At 64.1% G+C, this 14,858-nt stretch carries 12 protein-coding genes; 6 read left to right on the forward strand and 6 right to left on the reverse strand.

What is annotated here, in order from left to right:
• The first annotated feature begins 517 nt into the window (after nt 1-517).
• Nucleotides 518-2,200 (forward strand): electron transfer flavoprotein-ubiquinone oxidoreductase, encoded by a 1,683-nt coding sequence (locus JOE27_RS08285; protein ID WP_119687489.1) that lies wholly within the window; start codon nt 518-520, stop codon nt 2,198-2,200.
• A gap of 69 nt (nt 2,201-2,269) precedes the next feature.
• On the opposite strand, the gene JOE27_RS08290 is transcribed toward JOE27_RS08285, so the two are convergent.
• The 5 genes from JOE27_RS08290 to JOE27_RS08310 all read right to left on the reverse strand — a co-directional run bounded on the left by JOE27_RS08290 (nt 2,270) and on the right by JOE27_RS08310 (nt 5,588).
• Nucleotides 2,270-2,671: a type II toxin-antitoxin system MqsA family antitoxin gene (locus tag JOE27_RS08290; RefSeq protein ID WP_012315362.1), complete on the reverse strand. Its 402-nt coding sequence runs from the start codon at nt 2,669-2,671 to the stop codon at nt 2,270-2,272.
• Nucleotides 2,672-2,673: 2 nt separating this feature from the next.
• Nucleotides 2,674-2,970: a type II toxin-antitoxin system MqsR family toxin gene (locus JOE27_RS08295; RefSeq protein WP_161872932.1), complete on the reverse strand. Its 297-nt coding sequence runs from the start codon at nt 2,968-2,970 to the stop codon at nt 2,674-2,676.
• Nucleotides 2,971-3,064: 94 nt separating this feature from the next.
• Nucleotides 3,065-4,390, reverse strand: a complete 1,326-nt coding sequence (locus JOE27_RS08300) for an MFS transporter (protein ID WP_115274271.1) — start codon at nt 4,388-4,390, stop codon at nt 3,065-3,067.
• Between the two features lie 71 nt (nt 4,391-4,461).
• Complete coding sequence (locus JOE27_RS08305) at nt 4,462-4,941, reverse strand: response regulator (protein ID WP_046785259.1); 480 nt, start codon at nt 4,939-4,941, stop codon at nt 4,462-4,464.
• Nucleotides 4,942-5,111: 170 nt separating this feature from the next.
• Nucleotides 5,112-5,588 carry a sigma-70 family RNA polymerase sigma factor gene (locus tag JOE27_RS08310; RefSeq protein WP_204918495.1) on the reverse strand — a complete coding sequence of 159 codons (477 nt, stop codon included), beginning with the start codon at nt 5,586-5,588 and terminating at the stop codon, nt 5,112-5,114.
• Between the two features lie 204 nt (nt 5,589-5,792).
• On the opposite strand from JOE27_RS08310, the gene JOE27_RS08315 reads away from it, so the two are divergent.
• The 3 genes from JOE27_RS08315 to JOE27_RS08325 are packed head-to-tail and all read left to right on the forward strand — an operon-like array spanning nt 5,793 to nt 10,343.
• The gene (locus tag JOE27_RS08315; protein ID WP_204918497.1) at nt 5,793-6,971 is read left to right on the forward strand and encodes an efflux RND transporter periplasmic adaptor subunit; all 1,179 of its coding nucleotides are present in this window, start codon (nt 5,793-5,795) and stop codon (nt 6,969-6,971) included.
• Nucleotides 6,972-8,936 (forward strand): MacB family efflux pump subunit, encoded by a 1,965-nt coding sequence (locus tag JOE27_RS08320; protein ID WP_204918499.1) that lies wholly within the window; start codon nt 6,972-6,974, stop codon nt 8,934-8,936.
• 3 nt (nt 8,937-8,939) lie between these two features.
• The gene (locus JOE27_RS08325) at nt 8,940-10,343 is read left to right on the forward strand and encodes an efflux transporter outer membrane subunit (RefSeq protein WP_204918501.1); all 1,404 of its coding nucleotides are present in this window, start codon (nt 8,940-8,942) and stop codon (nt 10,341-10,343) included.
• A gap of 31 nt (nt 10,344-10,374) precedes the next feature.
• On the opposite strand, the gene JOE27_RS08330 is transcribed toward JOE27_RS08325, so the two are convergent.
• Nucleotides 10,375-12,003 carry a PvdJ/PvdD/PvdP-like protein gene (locus JOE27_RS08330; RefSeq protein WP_204918503.1) on the reverse strand — a complete coding sequence of 543 codons (1,629 nt, stop codon included), beginning with the start codon at nt 12,001-12,003 and terminating at the stop codon, nt 10,375-10,377.
• Between the two features lie 216 nt (nt 12,004-12,219).
• On the opposite strand from JOE27_RS08330, the gene pvdM reads away from it, so the two are divergent.
• On the forward strand, nt 12,220-13,566 hold the full coding sequence (gene pvdM, locus JOE27_RS08335) for a pyoverdine-tailoring dipeptidase-like protein PvdM (RefSeq protein WP_046785264.1): 1,347 nt from the start codon (nt 12,220-12,222) through the stop codon (nt 13,564-13,566).
• A gap of 17 nt (nt 13,567-13,583) precedes the next feature.
• Complete coding sequence (locus tag JOE27_RS08340; protein WP_115274267.1) at nt 13,584-14,855, forward strand: aminotransferase class V-fold PLP-dependent enzyme; 1,272 nt, start codon at nt 13,584-13,586, stop codon at nt 14,853-14,855.
• Nucleotides 14,856-14,858: the final 3 nt, after the last annotated feature.

Raw genomic sequence — 14,858 nt, forward strand, 5'->3', positions numbered from 1 at the left:
TGAATAGATAGTCGCCTGGGGCTAAGCCCTGCGATGCGCGTGGGTACAAGGGCACCTCTGAAAACGATGCGCGAGGTGCAATCTTCACGGTGACCGATCAGTCCTGTTGAGACTCTTGCGGCAAATACCCGCGGGTCATTTCCTGTGGTGGCGTGTAAACTCCACTACAAACCGTGTTTTGGCCCGAAAGCCTTACCCCACACCTGGTCTTTAGAGGTGTACCTGCGCCCGGCGATGAGCCTACGGCGAACGTAAAACCGCTCGTATCTTGACCGCAACACCCAATCCGGTCAATACGGCAAATCGGTCACCCTCCAGCCGCGTTCCTTTGATTTTACTGGCCTGCGGCAAATTCAAACAAACGTTTGTATTGGACCCGCCAAGTGGTGTAGATATAATGCGCGGCCAAGACAAAACGGTGTAGTCCATCCTCTGTGCCGCTACAGCTCCGCTCCCGTGAAGCGCGGCGCGCATGATCACGCCACACCCATAAGACAAAGCAACAGCACGAGCCTTGATGAGTAGGAGAGAACCAGTGGAACGCGAATACATGGAATTCGACGTGGTCATCGTCGGCGCTGGCCCGGCAGGCCTGTCAGCCGCCTGCCGCCTGAAGCAGAAGGCCGCCGAAGCCGGTAGCGAGATCAGCGTCTGCGTGGTCGAGAAAGGCTCCGAAGTCGGCGCCCACATCCTCTCCGGTGCAGTGTTCGAGCCCCGCGCCCTGAACGAGCTGTTCCCCGACTGGAAAGCACTCGGCGCACCGCTCAACACCGAGGTCAAGCGCGACGACATCTACGTGCTCAAGGACGCCGGCAACTCGACCAAGGTCCCTGACCTGTTCGTGCCCAAGACCATGCACAACCAGGGCAACTACATCATCTCGCTGGGCAACCTGTGCCGCTGGCTGGCCCAGCAGGCCGAGAACCTGGGCGTGGAAATCTACCCGGGCTTCGCCGCCCAGGAAGCGCTGTTCGATGAAAACGGCGTGGTCCGCGGCATCGTCACCGGTGACCTCGGTGTCGACCGCGAGGGTAACCCGAAGGACGGCCTGTACACCCCGGGCATGGAACTGCGCGCCAAGTACACCCTGTTCGCCGAAGGTTGCCGCGGCCATATCGGCAAGCAACTGATCAAGCGCTTCAACCTCGACAGCGAGTCCGACGTCCAGCACTACGGCATCGGCCTGAAAGAAATCTGGGAAATCGACCCGGCCAAGCACGAACAAGGCCTGGTGGTACACACCGCCGGCTGGCCGCTGGACGTGATGAGCGCTGAAAACACCGGCGGCTCGTTCCTTTATCACCTGGAAAACAACCAGGTGGTGGTCGGCCTGATCGTCGACCTGTCCTACAGCAATGCTTACCTGTCGCCTTTCGACGAATTCCAGCGCCTCAAGCATCACCCCGTGATGAAGCAGTACCTCGAAGGCGGCAAACGCATCAGCTACGGCGCCCGCGCCATCTGCAAGGGCGGCCTGAACTCGCTGCCCAAGATGGTGTTCAACGGTGGCGCCCTGATCGGTTGCGACCTGGGCACCCTGAACTTCGCCAAGATCAAAGGCAGCCACACCGCCATGAAGTCCGGCATGCTCGCGGCCGAAGCCGTGGCCGATGCGCTGATCGCTGGCAGCGAAGGCGGCGATGCGCTTACTACCTATGTCGACGCCTTCAAAGCCAGCTGGCTGCATGAAGAACTGTTCGCCAGCCGCAACTTCGGCCCGGCGCTGCACAAGTTCGGCCCGATCCTCGGTGGTGCGTTCAACTACATCGACCAGAACTGGTTCGCTGGCAAGCTGCCTTTCACACTGCACGACACCAAGCCGGACTACGCCTGCCTCAAGCTTGCGGCCGACTCGAAAAAGATCGACTACCCCAAACCAGACGGCAAGCTCAGCTTCGACAAGCTCAGCTCGGTGTTCCTCTCCAGCACCAACCACGAAGAGGAACAACCCTGCCACCTGAAGCTGACCGACCCGAGCATCCCGATCGCCAGCAACCTGCCGCTGTACGACGAGCCAGCCCAGCGTTACTGCCCGGCGGGCGTGTACGAAGTGGTCAGCCAGGAAGACGGCAGCAAGCGCTTCCAGATCAACGCGCAGAACTGCGTGCACTGCAAGACCTGCGACATCAAGGACCCGGCCCAGAACATCACCTGGGTTACCCCTGAAGGCGCTGGCGGGCCGAACTACCCGAACATGTAAGCCCGGCCCTTGCAGCAAGAAAAAGCCCCCTGGCCTCACGGCCCGGGGGCTTTCTCGTTCAGGGCTGCCTCAGGCCGTACGGACTTCCTCGAACAACTCCGGATGACGGTCGAGCAGCTTGAACAGTTTGACCAGAGCAACCGGCGGCCTGGTTTTCCCATTTTCGTAGCGAGAGAACGCATTGACCCCACCGCCAAAGATTTCGCCGGCTTCACGCTGGTCGAGGTCGAATTTCTTGCGCACAGCGACAATGAAGTCGGGGTCCACTGCCGCGGCATTGACTTGGCGATTGAATGCGGACATCAAAGTACTGATGCGCATCGCTTCATCATGGCTGAGAACCGCCTCCCCACAGGCTGTACAGTATCCGCCACTGACATTTGGGATAACGGTCGCTTCACCTTTGTATCGATAGGGCATGTCCCGGGTATCAGGTGCAAGCTCCGCCCCCCCACAAACTGGACACTTCATGATTACAACTCCTTGAAAGACACGATGAGCACGTCATCCACCACAGACAGTTTCAGGTACACGTATCCCTTGCCCGTAAGGGGGCGATAAACGTCCTGCCATACGCGGTAATCACCGTGACATGTCATGCTTTTGTGAAAGTCTCTGCGCTCCAGACCGTTGATTATCTCGAGCATGTCCGGGTAATCCATCCCGAGTGCCTGGGCGCCCCGCAAAGAGGCGGTTGTCGGGCTGATGCGCCCAGCGCTGACCAAGGCCCTGATCCGCTCCAGCGAACAATGAGGCGTTCTCTTTTCCATGAGAAATTAACCTTCCAGGTTAAATTTGGCTAATAGGTTATTCCAATAGCCCCCACCCGGAAGTCTGCCTCACTGCCCGCCAGGCGTTACCCGTTCATTTGTCACCGCACATGAGCGGCATGGGCTCGGCCGCGAATGCCAAAGGTTCCCGGCGGCCAAAGTAGAGGGCCGTGAGCAGCCCCACCGCGCCCATGAGCAGACAAAAGCCAACGCACACCCACGGGCTCCACGGCATCAACGCTATCAACGCCAACGGCGTGGTACTGGCCCACAAGGCGTAGGCCACGTTGTAGGTAAAGGAAATGCCCGACACCCGGATCTGGGCCGGGAACAGCCCGACCATTACCGACGGCACCACACCCACCACACCACAGCAGAGTCCAGCCAACGCGTAAGCCAGCCACGTCATGCCCCACTGGCCCACCAGGCTCGCATACAAGGCACCGATACCCAGCGGCAGCAGCACGCTGTAGATCATCAGCGCCCGCCAGGCGCCCAGGCGATCGACCAGCAGCCCGGCGAGCACACAACCGATATTGAGAAAAACGATACCTACGCTGCTCAGGGCGAACGTGTGCGCGGCGGTCATGCCGAAGCGCTGCTGCATTACCGTCGGCGTGATCACCACCAGCACCACCACCGCCGACGTCAACACGCAGGTCAGCAGCGCAGCCGGGATCAACGCCCCACGATGTTCGCCCAGCACCCGTCGCAGCGGGAACTTCACCGGCTGCTCCTTGCGCTCGCGCAAGGCCAGAAACACCGGTGTTTCACTCAGCCAACGGCGCAACCACACGCCGATCACACCAAATACCCCGCCAAGCAGGAACGGGTAACGCCAGGCGTAATCGAGGATTTCCTGGGCGGTAAACACCTGGGCCAACAGTGTCGCGGTCAGTGCCCCCAGCAAATATCCAAAGGTCAACCCGGCCTGCAGGAAGCCCAGGGCGTAACCCCGCCGCCCTTGCGGTGCGTGTTCGGCAACGAATGTCCAGGCACTGGGCACCTCACCACCGACCGCAGCGCCCTGCAGAATGCGCAACGCCAGCAAGATCAGCGGCGCCGCGTAACCAATCTCGGCATAAGTCGGCATCACCCCGATCAGCAGGCACGGCAGCGCCATCATCAGGATGCTCAGGCTGAATACCCGCTTGCGGCCCAGGTGATCGGCGAAGTGCGCCATGACGATGCCACCCAGCGGCCGCGCCAGGTAGCCGGTGACGAAAATCCCGAAGCTTTGCAGCAGGCGCAGCCACTCAGGCATTTCGGGCGGGAAGAACAGCTGGCTGAGGGTCAGGGCGAAGAACACGAAGATGATGAAATCATAGATTTCCAGCGCGCCGCCCAGCGCCGCCAGGCCCAGGGTCCGGTGGTCGCCACGGCTGAACCGGGGCGGGCGAGCGGTATCGATGGCAGTCATGGCACAGGTCCGCAAATCGGCAAAGGGCAAGAGGATAGCAAATAGCTGCCCCCTTGCCCCGTCCGCTGCGGCTATCGGCTGAAGACCGTGTGGGCGAAGTTCCTGCGCGGGTAGGCCGGCGGGCCACTGCTGGAAAGGCCGGACGGCAAGGCCAGCTTGCCGACCACCACTGGCCCATCGATGAGCGCCATGAAGGACTCAAGGGCCTCGTTGTCCGGCACCTGCGGCAGGCTCACATTCACCGCCTGGCGCTCGGTCTGCGGCACGCTCGGGACCTTCAGATGCCGCGAGTGATACAGCAAGGCATGCTGAATCTGCGTGCTCACCCGGCAAAAGCGCGCCAGGTCGACACCCGCATGGCTGGCCAGTTCGATATTGCCCACCAGCAGGTTGAACGGCTGCAGCGCGCAATGCACCAGGCGCTGCAGCTCGTCGAAGGAGTCCACCGGGGCAATCCGGTAATAGCCCAGGCCATTGAGCAGCCTCTCCAGCTGCAAGCGCTGGGACGGATGCTCGTCGGCGATCAGGATGCGCAGGGTCTTGTTGGTCATTGTCGGACCTGGGCAGTCAGGTGAATAGGGACACACTCCCTGACCAAACTGCGCCAGTAACAGGCAACCACCAGGGCGGGGCCTGGCGGGGTCAATCTAGATAGTTGTCTTGAAACAGTTAGAAATCAAGTTGCCAGCACACAGAATTTTCACCGGCACACCACCGGTTTTCAGGATTCCCACTGGCGCATGCGCACGCGGCAGTGCTTCATGGCGTTGACGATGTGCTTTTCCACCAGGCTGCGCGAGATGCCCAGGTGCTCGGCGATCTGCTGATGCGACAGGCCTTCGAGCTTGCGCAACAGGAAGCTGTCACGACAGGGCTGGCTCAATTCATCGAGTGCTTTTTGTATCAGCGCCAGGCGCTGGTCCAACTGCATGTTCTGGGTGGGGGCCGGGGTGTGCCAGCGCTCGTCCAGGTCCAGCACCTCCAGCGGTTCGGACTGGCGCAGCAGGTGGCGGCGATGACGGTCGATCACAAGGTTCAGGGCCGTGCGGTAAAGGAACGCGCGCGGGTGCTCGATCTGCTGCGTACCGGTGCGTTCGAGCACCCGCAGATAGGCATCGTGAGCCACATCCTCAGCCGCCTGGCGGCTGCCCAGGCGCGCGGAGAGGAAGCTCACCAATTCGCGATAGTAATGTTCCACGACGGCACCTGGGGTACGTCCTGACAGGCTCGGACAGGGTCATGTGATATCAGCGTGGGATCTTACAAATTATAATGATTCTCAGCAACTCTCCTCCCCCAGCGCCAGCCCATCTAAATCCGCCCCGCGCGCCTTCGTTTAACTGGCACCTCCGTGCGCACCTTGACCTGGCTGCGTGTGGCCACCCTTTGGCTGGAAGTACGCATGAGACGCATACCCAACATTCGCCGCCACCTGCTGGCTGGCAGCTTCGGCCTGCTGGCCCTTGGCAGCCTGCTGGCCTGGAAGGCGCTCCCTCTGGGTGCCGTGCCCGTGAGTACCGTCGCAGTCGTCCGCGCGGACATCGAAAGCAGCGTCACCGCCCTGGGTACCCTGCAGCCACGACGGTATGTGGATGTAGGCGCCCAAGCCTCCGGGCAGATCCGCAAGCTGCACGTGGAGGCTGGCGATCAGGTGCACACGGGGCAGTTGCTGGTGGAGATCGACCCTTCTACCCAGCAGGCCAGGCTGGACGCCGGGCGGTTCTCGATCGACAACCTCAAGGCGCAACTGGCCGAGCAGCGCGCCCAGTACCTGCTGGCCACGCAGCAGTACCGGCGCCAGCGCGAACTGGCTGGCGCGGGCGCCACACGCGAGGAAGACCTGCAGGCGGCCGACGCCCAGCTCAAGGTCACCCAGGCCCGTATCGACATGATCCAGGCGCAGATCCGTCAGGCCCAGGCCAACCTGCGCAGCGACGAGGCGGAGCTTGGCTATACACGCATCTACGCGCCGATGGACGGTACCGTGGTAGCGGTGGATGCCCGTGAAGGCCAGACCCTCAACGCCCAGCAGCAGACGCCTCTGATTCTGCGAATCGCCAAGCTCTCGCCGATGACCGTATGGGCCCAGGTGTCCGAAGCCGATATCGGCAAAGTCAAACCTGGAATGACCGCCTATTTCACCACCCTGGCCGGCGGCAAACGCCGCTGGAACAGCACCGTGCGGCAGATCCTGCCAATCCCGCCCAAGCCGCTGGCGCACACCAGCCAGGGCGGCGGCGGCCCTGCCAGCGCGATCGCCGGTACGACAGGCAACCAGGTGGTGCAGTACACCGTGCTGCTCGACGTCGACAACCCCGATGGAGCGCTGATGGCCGACATGACCACCCAGGTGTTCTTCGTCGCCGGCCAGGCCAGCCAGGTACTCACAGCGCCGCTGGCAGCACTGGACGACACCGAGGCCGATGACCTGCGCCTGGCCCAGGTACTGGGCCAGGATGGCAAGCTCGAACAACGCACAGTGCGCATCGGCCTCAGCGACCGGCTGCGGGCGCAAGTGCTCGATGGCCTCAGCGAAGGCGAGCGCCTGGTCATCGGTGCGCCCCTGGCCAGCGGAGGTTGAATGGCCGTTCCCCTGATCGAGCTGCGCGACATCCGCAAGTCATACGGTGGTATCGACACCCCCAAGGTCGACGTACTGCGCGGCATCAGCCTGAACATCCACCCCGGCGAGTTCATCGCCATCGTCGGTGCGTCGGGTTCGGGCAAGTCGACGCTGATGAACATCCTCGGCTGCCTCGACCGCCCCACCTCGGGCCACTACCTGTTCGCCGGCAAGGACGTTGCCCACCTGGGCAGTGACGAACTGGCCTGGCTGCGCCGCGAAGCCTTTGGTTTCGTGTTTCAGGGCTACCACCTGATCCCTTCAGGCTCAGCCCAGGAAAACGTCGAGATGCCGGCCATCTACGCCGGCACCCCGCCCGCCGAGCGCCACGCCCGCGCAGCCGCCCTGCTTGAGCGCCTTGGCCTGGCCAGCCGCACCGGCAACCGCCCGCATCAATTGTCCGGCGGCCAGCAGCAACGCGTGTCGATTGCCCGCGCGCTGATGAATGGCGGCCATATCATCCTTGCCGACGAGCCGACCGGCGCCCTGGACAGCCACAGCGGTACCGAGGTCATGGCCCTGCTGGACGAGCTGGCCAGCCAGGGCCATGTGATCATCCTGATCACCCACGACCGCGAGGTGGCGGCGCGGGCACGCCGGGTGGTGGAAATCCGCGACGGCCTGATGATCAGCGACTCGGCCTGCGACCAGCCTCCCGCTGCTGCGCAACAAGGCCTGCAGGCCGATGACCTGCGCAAGCGCCTGGACCGCGGCGCGACCGTGCGTGGCGCATGGAAAGGCGAGCTGCTCGAGGCCTTGCAGGCAGCGTGGCGGGTCATGTGGATCAACCGGTTCCGCACCGCCCTGACGTTGCTTGGCATCGTCATTGGCGTGGCTTCGGTCGTGGTCATGCTGGCCGTGGGCGAAGGCAGCAAACGCCAGGTCATGGCTCAGATGGCCGCGTTCGGTTCCAACATCCTCTACCTCAACGGCCGCCCGCCGACGCTGCGCGAGCCAGGCGGCATCGTCACCCTCGATGACGTCGCCGCCATCGCCGAACTGCCCCAGGTTCGGCGCGTCATGCCGGTCATCGGCGGCGACCTGATGGTGCGCCACGGCAACAACAACCAGAGGTTCTACGTTGGCGGCAACAACGTCGAATTCCCCGCCATCCTCAACTGGCCGGTCGTGCAGGGCAGCTTTTTCAGCGAAGCCGACGAACGAAGTGGCGCTGCCGTGGCGGTCATCGGCCAGAAAGTCCGCGACAAACTGCTGGCACCCGGCACCGACGCGCTGGGCCAGTACCTGCTGATCGGCAACGTGCCGTTCCAGGTCGTCGGCCTGCTCGCCGGCAAGGGCGCAAGTTCGGGTGACCAGAAGAGCGATGAGCGCATCGTGGTGCCCTATTCCGCCGCCTCCATGCGCCTGTTCGGCAGCCACGACCCGGAATACGTGATCATCGCCGCAGCCGACTCGGCCCGGGTCGCCGAGACCGAAACAGCGATCCACCGCCTGATGCGCAAGCGCCATCAAGGCAAGGACGATTTCGAGCTGACCAACGATGCGGCACTGATCCAGGCCGAGGCACGCACACAAAACAGCCTGTCGCTGATGCTCGGGGCGATCGCTGCGATCTCGTTGCTGGTCGGCGGTATCGGCGTGATGAACATCATGCTCATGACCGTGCGCGAGCGCACCCGTGAAGTCGGTATCCGCATGGCCACCGGCGCACGCCAGCGCGACATCCTGCGCCAGTTCCTCAGCGAGGCGGTCATGCTGTCGATGGTCGGCGGGTTGACCGGCATCGTGCTGGCGCTGCTGATCGGCGGCGCGCTGATACTCGCCGAAGTCGCCGTCGCCTTCGCCCTGCCCGCCATCCTTGGCGCCTTCGGTTGCGCCGCCATCACCGGCGTGGTGTTCGGTTTCATGCCAGCACGCAAGGCCGCCCGACTCGACCCGGTCAAAGCCCTTACCAGCGAATAATCCATGACATTGCCAAGCCGCATCAGCCTCTTGACCCTGTGCCTGGGCCTCACCGCCTGCAATACACCCCCTGCGCCCTCAAGCGGCATCAGCGCACCGCAACACTGGCAAGGCGAGGCAGCTGCGCCCGCCATCGCACTGCCATCGGGGCACTGGTGGCAGGCGTTCGCCAGCAGCGAGCTGGACCAACTGATCAAGCGCGCGCAGCACAACGCCCATGACCTCGCCGCTGCCGCGGCCCGCGTACGCCAGGCCCAGGCCCGCGCCGTGATCGCTGGCGCGCCGTTGCTGCCAGAGGTGCAAGGGGGCCTCGATGGCAGCCGCCAACGCCTGCTGCACGGCGAAGGGTCTGACCAGCTGGACGTCAGTAGCAGCGAGCCCACCTACACAGCCTTCGGCCTGCAACTTACCGCCCGCTACGAACTCGACTTCTGGGGCGGCCTGCGCGCGGCTCGGGCGAGCGCGCTGCACGGCCTCGACGCCAGCCGCTTCGACCGCCAGACAGTGGAGCTGACCCTGGTCAGTGCGGTTGCCGACAGCTACCTGCAAGGCATCGCCCTGGAAGAACAGCTGCGCATCGCACGCCTTAACCTGCGCAATGCACGTGAGGTGCTCAACCTGGTCGAAACCCGCCAGCGTGCAGGGTCCGCCACCCGCCTTGAACTGGCCCAGCAGCGCAGCCTGGTGGCGGCTCAGGAGCGCCAGGTGCCGCTGCTCGAGCAAAAGCGGCAAGACAGCCGCATCACCCTCGCCACCTTGCTTGGTGACCCGGTGCAGGCCTTGCCGGTCAGCCACCAACCGATCACCACTGTGCAGTGGCCGGCAATCGGCAGCGGCGTTCCCAGCGAGCTGCTGACTCGCCGCCCCGACATCGCCGCTGCCGAAGCGCGCCTGGCCGCCGCCAACGCCAATGTGCAGGTGGCCAGGGCGGCCATGCTGCCGAAGCTGACGCTTGGCGCCAACCTTGGCACGGGCGCGAACACCTTTGCCCAGGTGCTCGACAGTTCCTACTACACACTCACCGCCGGCCTGGTCGCGCCCATCTTCAACAACGGCCGGCTGCGCGCCTCACGCGCGCTGGCCGAAGCCGAGCAGGATGAACTGCTGGAAAACTATCGCAGCAGCATCCTCGCCGGCTTTGCCGATGTTGAAAAAGCCCTTAACGCCATTGAGGGTGTGGAGCGTCAACGGCTGTGGCAGGACGAGGAAGTAGTGCAGGCACGCCTGGCTTTCGACCTGGCACAACGGCGCTATGGGGCTGGCGCCGAGACCCTGCTGACCGTGCTGGAGACCCAGCGCACGCTCTACCTGGCCCAGGACCAGCAAGCGCAGTTGCGCCTGGCCCGCCTGCAGGGCAGCGTGGCGCTGTACAAGGCGCTTGGGGGTGGCTGGCAGGTACCGCACTGAAAAGGCCGCGCACGGCTTGCGGCCGGTTTTTTCAGCGCTGAGCCAGTTTCAGATTGCGCGCGTACCAGGGGCGTTGCGGGACTTTCGGCCGCAGCTTGGCGAACAGGTCATCGTCGCCAAAGATGATGCGCAACGCCAGCTTCATGGTCTCAGGGTCCATCTCCACGCTGCGCCCAGGCCGCAGCCCCGGTACCGTCGAGCAACCGTGGGTGTCTGGCCCCAGCCACGGGTCGGCCACTTCGACCCAGCGCCCAGGCGCGAACCACGGCACACCATTGACTTCCAGGCGCCTGACCTGGCCCGGGTGGACCCGCTCATGGGCACGGAACCAATCCTCGATACGGTCGTCGATCCAGCCGTGGAAGTGCCAGAACACCGGGTTCACATGGGATGAAAACGGGTCGCCGAGGAAGTCGTTCTCGGCCTGGAACCAACGCGCGGCAAAATCCTCCGGTTTGCGAGCGAAGGGCACTGGCAGGCCACTGGAAGGGTCGCGCGGCACCGAAGCCCAGCGCATGTGCAGCCAGTCGTGCAAACCCAGCTCCATTTCCGACCCGAACTGCCCCAGCGTAAGCGTGCTCAGGTAGTGCGGATCAGTGTACTTCGACTCCCAGACCTGGAAGTTGGCATGGAACGTTTCGGGCGTCTTTATATCGCGCACCCATTGGGTGTACGCGGCATCGTCCGAAGCCAGCCAGGTAGGCGGTAGGGCATTGCCATCATGGTTGTCGAAATAGCGGGCGAAGCCGATACGGTCGCGCTCAAGCTCCGGCTGCGGCAGCGGAAAACGCGGCCAGGAGGGTAGGTCCTGGAGGGCCCGGGCAGCACCCAGCATGTGCCGGTGCATGAAGAAAAAATCCACGCCCGAACCGTTGCGGTCCTTGTGCCGGCCCCGCGCATCGCGTTCATGGCCCCGCGGCCCTGGCTGCCAGCCCAGGCCGCGCAGCGCTGCCTGTTTGTCCTCGTCCAGCTTGTGCCACTTGTCGCGCGCGGCATGCCAGAGCTGGTGGAACAATCGATGCTCCGGCGCGATCAGCCTCGCCAGCAAGGCCGGTGCCAGGGGCGCCCGTTCGCGGGCCTCGGGGAAAGGCCGCTTGAGCGCTAGAAACCGGTTGTCCTGCTCGGGCAGCGTCAATGCGCGGTTCAGCGGCAGGATGCGGCCATTGAGTGTCGCCTGACCGGCGTTGCCGAACCCGCCCCAGGCTTCGTCGAGGACCACCTGGCACTCATAGTTCGCCTGCTCCTGGCCCGGCTGCGTCGAAAACAGCCGCCAGCGCAGTGTCCCTGGCTTGTCCCCCAGCAGGTCGCCCATCACGCGATAGCGCGGCTCTTGCGGACCACGCAGGCGCTCGGGCGTGTCCAAGTAACCACGCAGGCCACGCCCACTGTGGGCAACGTCCAGCAACAGCTCCAGCTCCCCATCAGGCAAACCGTGCAGCCCTGCGTCCCTGCCCTGCGCTGTCCAGCGCCAGCACCCGCGCAAGGTGTCGCCCAACTGCTGCAGGGGCGCATCGGCAAGTTCGACAACGGCTTCGCCCGGGGTTTCAGGATACTGCTCGTCGAACTGCTGGCGCTGCACGTGCCGCACATACAGCGCACCGGGCACCGCCATGCCTGTCAATGCCACACCGGCGATGAACCCGCGTCGAGAAATCGTCATTGCACTACCTGAGCATTCATTGCGGCCATGGAGCACGGCCCGTCCAAGGCTAGAACGTTGTGCAGTACGCAAAATTTACCGCCGCAGGCAGACGGCCTGTGACGCAGCCAACGATAAATTTGCCCCGCCGTTGTTCGTCCACCTGATACCCAAGCCCTGCCCGCGCAGCAAACCCTGAGCCGGCAGCCGCCCCGATCACCGCGCAACGAGATGGCAATGACCAAGACCCGTTCCCGCAAAGCCCTGTACATCGGCCTGCCCCTGGCCCTGACCGTTGCCCTGGCAAGTGCCGCTGGCTACTTCTACTGGCGGCACCTGCACGCAGGCTACCCGCTGAAGATCGTGCAGCAGGCTGAGGAGCTGCACGAGCACATGCTCTCGTTCGACAGCCATATCACCGTGCCATTGAGCATGGGCAGCGAGGGGCACGAAGTAGACAAGGATGGCCCGGGCCAGTTCGACCTGGTCAAGGCCAACCGCGGCCGCCTCTCTGGTGCCGCCCTGACCGTGTTCGGCTGGCCGGAAATCTGGAACGGCCCGAACGCCCCGCACCGCCCCACCCCCGGCTTCGTCGATGCCGCCCGGCAAGAACAGGAAGGGCGCTACAAGATCATCACCGGCATGGTCCGCGACTTCCCCAACCAGGTCGGTATCGCTTACACCCCTGACGACTTCCGGCGCCTCAACGGCGAAGGCAAGTTCGCCATCTTCATCAGCATGCTCAATGCCTACCCGCTGGGCCACGACCTGTCGCAGCTTGACCTGTGGGCAGCACGTGGCATGCGCATGTTCGGCTTCAGCTACGTCGGCAACAACGACTGGGCCGATTCTTCGCGGCCGCTGCCGTTCTTCAACGACACCGCCGACGCCCTCGGCGGCCTGTCACCGCTGGGCGAGCAGGCAGTGAAACGCCTGAACGACCTGGGGGTGATCATCGATGTGTCACAGATGTCCACCTTGGCACTCGAAGATGTCGCTCGCCTGTCGCGCGCGCCAATCATCGCTTCGCACTCGGCACCGCGGGCGATGGTGGATATCCCGCGCAACCTCTCCGACAAGGAGATGCAACTGATCAAGCAGAGCGGCGGCGTGATCCAGGTGGTCGGCTTCGGTCAGTACCTAAAGCCGTTGACCCAGCCGGTGGTGGATAAGCTCGATGCCCTGCGTGCGCGCTTCGACTTGCAACCATTGCAAGGCCTGACCAATGCCCTGATGCCGGGCGACGCGGTGATCGCCATCTGGCCCGAGGCACGCTTCGGCGAGTATGCAAGCTCGCTGTACGCCATCCTCGAAGACGAACCCAAAGCAACCTTGAAACAGTATGTCGACGCCATCGACTACACCGTGAAAAAGGTGGGTATCGACCACGTCGGCATCGCCTCGGACTTCAACGATGGTGGCGGCCTGGAGGGCTGGAAGGACGTCAGCGAAATTAGCAACGTCACCGCCGAACTGCTGACCCGCGGCTACAGCGAAACGGACATTGCAAAGCTCTGGGCGGGCAATTTCCTGCGCGCCTGGGAGCAAGTCCAGAGCGCTGCCCAGCCTGTCGCCAACCGTTGAGCCGAGCCCTGCCTACCATGAGCAACCGCCGTAGTTTCCTGAAACAGGCCGGCCTGCTGGCCGCGAGCCTGCCACTGCTGCCCCAGGCCCTGGCTGGCGCCAGCACACCACTGAGCGGCCCCGACAAATGGCGCAACCTGCGCACGCTGTTCCCGCTCGACCCACAGGTCGCGCACTTCGCCAACTTCCTGGTGACCGCCCACCCGCGCCCGGTACAGGCAGCGATCGACCGCCACCGTGCCGCGCTGGACCGCAACCCCGCCGCCCTGATGGACTGGGAAAGCCAGTACGAATGGCAGCGCGAGGACGAGGTGCGCGAGTGGGCCGGGCGCTACCTTGAGGTCAAGCCGCGCCAGGTGGCCCTGACCGGCAGCACCACCGAAGGCCTGGCGATGATCTATGGCGGCCTGAAGGTCGGCGCCCACCAGGAAATCCTGGTCACCGAGCACGAGCATTACTCCACCCACAAGGCGCTGGCCTTCCGCGCCCAGCGCCAGGGCACCCTGACCCGCAAGATCCGCCTGTTCGACGACCCATGGACAGTCTCCACCGACCAGGTGCTGAGCACCCTGGACAAAGCCATCCAGCCGCACACCCGCGTGCTCGGCATGACCTGGGTGCACTCCGGCAGTGGCGTCAAGCTGCCGGTGGGTGAGATCGGCGCGCTGGTGCGCCAGCACAACCGCAACCGCAGCGAAGCCGAGCGCATTCTCTATGTGGTCGACGGCGTGCACGGCTTCGGTGTGGAGAACGTGCGTTTTGCCGACTTCAACTGCGACTACTTCATCGCCGGCACCCACAAGTGGATGTTCGGCCCGCGCGGTACGGGCATCATCTGCGCAGCCTCCACCGGCATGGAGCACCTCACCCCGACCATCGCCACGTTCTCCCGCGATGAAGACTTCGCCACCATCATGACCCCTGGCGGCTACCACGCCTTCGAACACCGCTGGGCCACCAACGAGGCCTTCAAACTGCACCTGGCGCTGGGCAAGGCCGACGTGCAACAGCGCATCCACCAGCTCAACAGCCTGCTCAAGGCGCGCCTCGCCGAGCACCGTCAGGTCCAGCTGGTGACACCGCGCAGCGAGCGCTATTCGGCCGGTTTCACGTTTTTCCGCATCAAGGACCGCGACGCCGACGCCGTCGCCGCCCACCTCACTGCCAACAAGGTGATGTGCGATGCGGTGTATCGCGATGTCGGCCCGGTGATCCGCCTGGCCCCCAGCCTGCTCAATGACGAGCAGCAGATCGACCGGGCCATGGCCCTGATTACCCAACAACTCTGACAA

Source organism: Pseudomonas sp. M5 (assembly GCF_016907075.1).
GTDB classification, from domain to species: domain Bacteria; phylum Pseudomonadota; class Gammaproteobacteria; order Pseudomonadales; family Pseudomonadaceae; genus Aquipseudomonas; species Aquipseudomonas putida_E.